General features: G+C 53.2%; 5 protein-coding genes and 1 pseudogene. All 6 read right to left on the reverse strand.

Annotation, left to right across the window (positions count from 1 at the left end):
- Positions 1 to 52: 52 nt before the first annotated feature.
- The gene (locus A37O_RS15325) at positions 53 to 583 is read right to left on the reverse strand and encodes an ABC transporter ATP-binding protein (protein ID WP_083912646.1); all 531 of its coding nucleotides are present in this window, start codon (positions 581 to 583) and stop codon (positions 53 to 55) included.
- A gap of 79 nt (positions 584 to 662) precedes the next feature.
- Positions 663 to 1,367, reverse strand: coding sequence for a response regulator (locus A37O_RS0110305; protein WP_018297424.1), 705 nt, complete (start codon positions 1,365 to 1,367; stop codon positions 663 to 665).
- Positions 1,364 to 2,536 (reverse strand): histidine kinase, encoded by a 1,173-nt coding sequence (locus A37O_RS16685; protein ID WP_018297425.1) that lies wholly within the window; start codon positions 2,534 to 2,536, stop codon positions 1,364 to 1,366. The genes A37O_RS0110305 and A37O_RS16685 overlap by 4 nt, the downstream gene beginning before the upstream one ends.
- An 81-nt stretch (positions 2,537 to 2,617) precedes the next feature.
- On the reverse strand, positions 2,618 to 3,286 hold the full coding sequence (locus tag A37O_RS0110315; RefSeq protein ID WP_018297426.1) for a response regulator: 669 nt from the start codon (positions 3,284 to 3,286) through the stop codon (positions 2,618 to 2,620).
- A 357-nt stretch (positions 3,287 to 3,643) separates the two neighbouring features.
- Positions 3,644 to 4,831, reverse strand: coding sequence for a sensor histidine kinase (locus A37O_RS0110320; RefSeq protein WP_018297427.1), 1,188 nt, complete (start codon positions 4,829 to 4,831; stop codon positions 3,644 to 3,646).
- A 283-nt stretch (positions 4,832 to 5,114) separates the two neighbouring features.
- Positions 5,115 to 5,204, reverse strand: a pseudogene (locus tag A37O_RS16555) (IS6 family transposase); the annotation flags it as partial.

Below are 5,204 nucleotides of genomic sequence, written 5' to 3' on the forward strand. Positions count from 1 at the left end.
AGCTGAGTCGAAAGGTACCGCGGTGGTCTCCTTGCTGGTCGGCAGGGGGGGTTCACCAGGCGGTAGCTGTACACCACACTATTGGACGCAACCCGTTGGTGGGCTCATCCAAGATCAGCACCTGAGGATCACGCAAAAGGGCCATGGCCAGACCAAGGCGCTGTTTCATGCCCAGCGAGTAGTTTTTGACGAGCTTATCCATCTGTGTGCCCAATTGGACGAGTCCGATCGCCCAGTCGATGTTGCGCGCGTCGGCACCCAGAAGTCGGGCGGTAATAGCCATGTTCTCGGCGCCGGTCAGATGCAGGTAGGCGGATGGCTGCTCGATCAATGACCCCACATTTGACAGCACCTGCGCGCGTGAGTTGCGGTTCATGTCTTCGCCAAGAACGGTGATCTGTCCATCGGTGGGGTGGGCTAAGCCGAGCAGCATTTTCATGGTGGTTGATTTTCCGGAACCGTTAGGCCCGAGCAGGCCGTGTACTGTCCCAGCGGTGACACTCAGGTCAAGATGGTCGACAACAGTGTCTGACCCGTAGGTCTTCGTCAGTCCCGTTGTGGTGATAGCTGTACTTGTTCCCATATGTTCAAGCATTCCGGCTTTGACCTGATGTGCGCATCGGGCCACGGTACGATTTTCGCTGTTATACCTGGGTATGAGGTCAAGAATCCAGCAGGTCACTGCGGTCGACAAGTCCGGTCCGGTAGGCAAACAGGGCGACATGGACTCGGTCTCGGGAACCGGTCTTCGCCATTACTCGCCCGACGTGAGTTTTCACCGTCGGCATGGAGATAAACAGTCGCTGGCAGATCTCAGTGTTGGTCCACCCTCGCCCCACCGCTGTCAGTACTTCCCGCTCGCGGCCGGTCAATGTCTCGAGCCGAGCGTGGTCCTCTGGGGACAACCGAAGCACCGAAGTCTCAGCAGCTGGATCTGCAACTTTCCTATGCAGTCGCGAGATGATGTGAGTGGTCGCCCGTGGGGAGATGACAGCATCGCCGGCAACGATCGTGCGGATCGAGGCTAGGAGCGTCTCCGGTTCGGCATCTTTCAGAATGAATCCGCTGGCCCCAGCCGACAAACCACCCAGCACGTAGTCCTCATCATCGAAAGTGGTCAGAATTACGGTTTTAGTGGTCGGTTGTTTCTCGGTAATCTGCCGAGTCGCGGAGATTCCATCTAGGACTGGCATTTGAACGTCCATGAGAATCACGTCGACCGGATTTGTGATGGCTGAGTTAACTCCGTCTTGACCGTTGGTTTTCTGCCACTGCACGCTCATATCCGGCTGCGATGAGATCACACTGTGGATCCCGTTGAGGAAAAGCACCTGATCGTCGACCAGCCCGACCGTGATGCCACTCATCTTTTGCCCCCTTCCGGTGTTTTTTCTGGGAGGGGCAATACTGCCTGAACCACCCACGAGTCACCGGACGCGCCCGCGGTCAGGGTGCCGCCGAGCAGTGCGGACCGCTCTTGAATACCGTCAAGTCCGTGCCCACGTTGGTTGACAAATGTTTCGTTGGTACGCACGGCATTGCTCACTCGGATGACAACCTGGTCGCTTGCCCAGGAGATAACCACTTCCGCTGTACCGTTGCCGTGTTTGCGGGCGTTGGTCAGTGCTTCTTGGACGATGCGGTAGGTTGTCAACGACGTTGCCGATGGAACCTGCTGAGGCGGTTCGCCGTTGACGGTGACGTTAACCTCTAGTCCTGCGGCCCGGTTCTGTTCGACCAGGTCACTGATATCCGAATGTCTGACCTGTGGGGATGTTGTTCGTTCCTCGGAGTCTCGGAGTAGGCCGACCACTCCACGCATCTGTTGGAGGGACTCGCGGCCGACCGTACTGATTGTTTTGAGCGCATCATCTTTTTCCCGAAGTTGGCTGTCTAGGTTGGGTGCCACGGAATACACGCCACCGTCGGCCTGAGCGACGATGACTGTCAATGAGTGCGTCACAATGTCATGGATTTCCCGCGCGATATGGGTGCGTTGGGCTAATGCCTCTTGTTCGAATTTGGCTCGTTGACGATCAAGTTTGCGTTGTAGTTCGCTTTCGGCTGTCTCTATTGAGCGGCGGCGCAGCTCACCTAGAAGTCCACAAGCAATTAGTAAGGTCACCCCCCACGCCACATTGGGCATTCGTTCGGTCACTGGCAGAGCCATCAACGCTGGCGCGACAAGTGATAGGGCCACCAATGTTCCAACCAGCAGAAAGACACTCGCAGCGGTTCTGATTCGTGGAGGTAGATGACGACGAATCACATAGGCTGTAAAACCGGCCAGTATGACAATGGCGATTGATAGCTCCGGTAATATTGCAGAAATCGCTAACAAGATCAATGCGACGACAGTGGTAGGGAGAGGCCACCGGCGACGGGTCAGAGGCGCCACAGCTACACCTGCCAACAGCAGCAAGTCAACGCCCACCGGTCCGGACATTCTCGCCCCAAGCAGGGACACAGCGACGAAAACAACTGCTAGGCTGACGTCGCGGAAGTGAATATAGTGCCTCAGGCTCTGCCAGTTCATGCGTTCCAACGTTAGCTTGTCTGCCCTCGTACTGCGTCGTACCCAGGTATTAGCCTGGATGCTCCAATGCCGGATTTCTCTCTACTTCCATTGCCTGTTCAGCACTGAGACGACGAGTTCCAGGCGAGAATGGACACCGAAACTTTTCATGAGTTGGGAAACATGCTTTTTAATCATTGACTCGGAGTAGAATAGTCGGTCAGCAATCTCCTGGTTTCCCAGCCCGCGGCAAAGCAGTATCAATACTTCCGATTCTGAATCGGACAGATGCTTTTGCTCGGCAGCTTCATCTACGGACGCTTTCAACGAACTGTTGACCGACGATGAGGTAGCTAACCGTTGTGCTATCCAATTCATAGCATGAGGAGCAACTACTACTCCGCCGTTCATTGCTTCACGGAGCGAAGCGATAATCATCTCGGGAGGCTGACTTTTCAGGATATACCCACTGCCCCCCATCTCGATAACCTTCAGAGCGCTTTTCTCGCTGGCCAAGGCTGTAATAGAAATAAAGACTGGCGGGTCGTCTTTCGCGAGTATTTCCGAAAGTAGAGCAACGCCGTCCAATTTCGGCATGTGGATGTCCGCAAGCACAAGATCAACATCAACGGTGTCGAGACGATCTAACGCCTGTTGACCATCAAAAGCAGTCGCCACCACAGTCATATCCTCAGCGTTGTTCAACAAGCTCGACAAGGCATTTACGGCCAAAGGGTCATCATCAGCGACCAGAATCCGAGTTTGCTTCACAATGTCTCAATAGCGGAAACAGCACTGATCATTTTAATGCGGGCACCAAAATGCGCCTGGGTTCAGCTCACATGAGAAGTAATCGGAGAAAGAACCCAAAGTGGTAACTGTTGGATAATCTGCCACGCGCTGTGCTGCTTCGACAGAAACCGGCCCAGCCAAGCCCAAGAGAGCAAACGATGCGACCACAGCAACGCCGGCGTTTATTCGAAATTTGGTGCTAATGAAACGCATTCGCACTCACACTCTCACTACTTATTGGTATTGCTTAGGTAAACGATTACTTTCCCGATATTACCCGCAACCGCTTAGGCTAAACCAGAATATTAGCAATACGGTACTAAGGTGCAATACGATTCATTTTCCCCAGATACGGATTTCCATGGAGGTGGTCCACACATCGTTGTTCTTATATCCTGACGTGAAATACCCTCCCGTAGAGTCCAAGGTTTCTGTCAACCCATCCAACCCGAGATGAGTTGTCTCGAAAGACCGCGACTGCCTTCTGGCAATCTTATTTTGAATAGTCACACTGGCGACATCCTCCCCACCGATGGCCACACAAAGTTTGATCACACTTTTAGGTTCGGCATATTTTATGATGTTCGCGCCAAGCTCTCGGAACACATAATGGAACTCGTGTGAACACCGAGCAGAAGGAAAATCTTCAAGGTTTCCGCAATGCTCGACTTCGAACCCGTGGCTGGATACAAACCTGGAAAAACTAGAGATGTGCTCTTGAAACGAATTAATGGTTTCTCCACTCATTTGATTTTCTCTCGGAGAAACCAAGTAATTCAACAGCTCATGTACATCCGCCATAGCCACGCGACCATCCCGGGCGATCTCCCTGATTTCTTCCCTTTGTCGAGGGCCAATCTCCGGATTGATTGCTAACACTTCACTTCGCAGGATTATTGAAGTGATTGTACTGGCTACAGCATCATGCAGCGTTTTTATTGCCGCCTTCTTTTCCCTCTCGATAATCTCTGCTAGGTCGCGCTGCTTCTTCGACTGTTTTTCGACGTAGTCTCTCACGCGCCACCCAGTCACCGCGCTAACCGAAAAAAACACGACGACAAGGAGCGAGGAAACATCACCGAACGGAGCCCATTCCCCCTTCTCTGGCTCAATACTGCCCAAGTATGACAACCCCAAGACAGAACCGATTGCTAAAAGGAAATAGCCACGATACGCCACAACCCAGACAATTCCGAGGGCTCCGAAAACTGAAACAGCACTTCGCAGGCTGGGTTCCAGTGCCATCAGAATGTAGATAATCCAGTACGCCAACAACGCTCGGCGCGGGGCGCGAAGCGAAAAAACAACCGTAATGAGCGCAATACCTGCAATAAGTACCCGTGCCGTGTCTTTCTCCATTGGAATAAAACCAGCGATTACCAGTGCAAGAGCGATTGTTAGCACCGCAATAAAAATAAAAGGCATTGCGTCTAAGAGCATTTTCGCAGCATTATCCAACCTGGGCATCCGCTCTTGCATGTTACCCTCTTCGTCCAATCCAGAAATACCATTGCTACCGGCCATTGGATGAGCCCCACCACGCAGCAGAACCAGCTCTTAAACAACCAGCCGTGCGGCTGAGTTTAGTAAAACAACCGTAACCTACACACCGCCTCGCTTTTCGCTCAAATATGTTTCTCGAGCTGCCGAATATCGCTTTGACCGGTCGTGATAGAAGCAGTAAGTAGCTCATCGTAGAGGCCACCTGATGTCGCCAATTCCTTAGGTGGGTGCTGTTGCAAAGTTGGGTGGAGAGCGGCGAAGACTCAGTTTCTCATTCCCTGATGGCCGCTGCGGGTGGGCGTTGTCAGGCCGTCTCGAAGACCCGGTTGACGATCACCGCGTCCGGGTTCGGTTGCCCGTAGGCAAACATCGCGCCCTGGCCTTTCCGTAATGA

The organism is Corynebacterium lubricantis DSM 45231 (genome assembly GCF_000379425.1).
Lineage (GTDB): Bacteria > Actinomycetota > Actinomycetes > Mycobacteriales > Mycobacteriaceae > Corynebacterium > Corynebacterium lubricantis.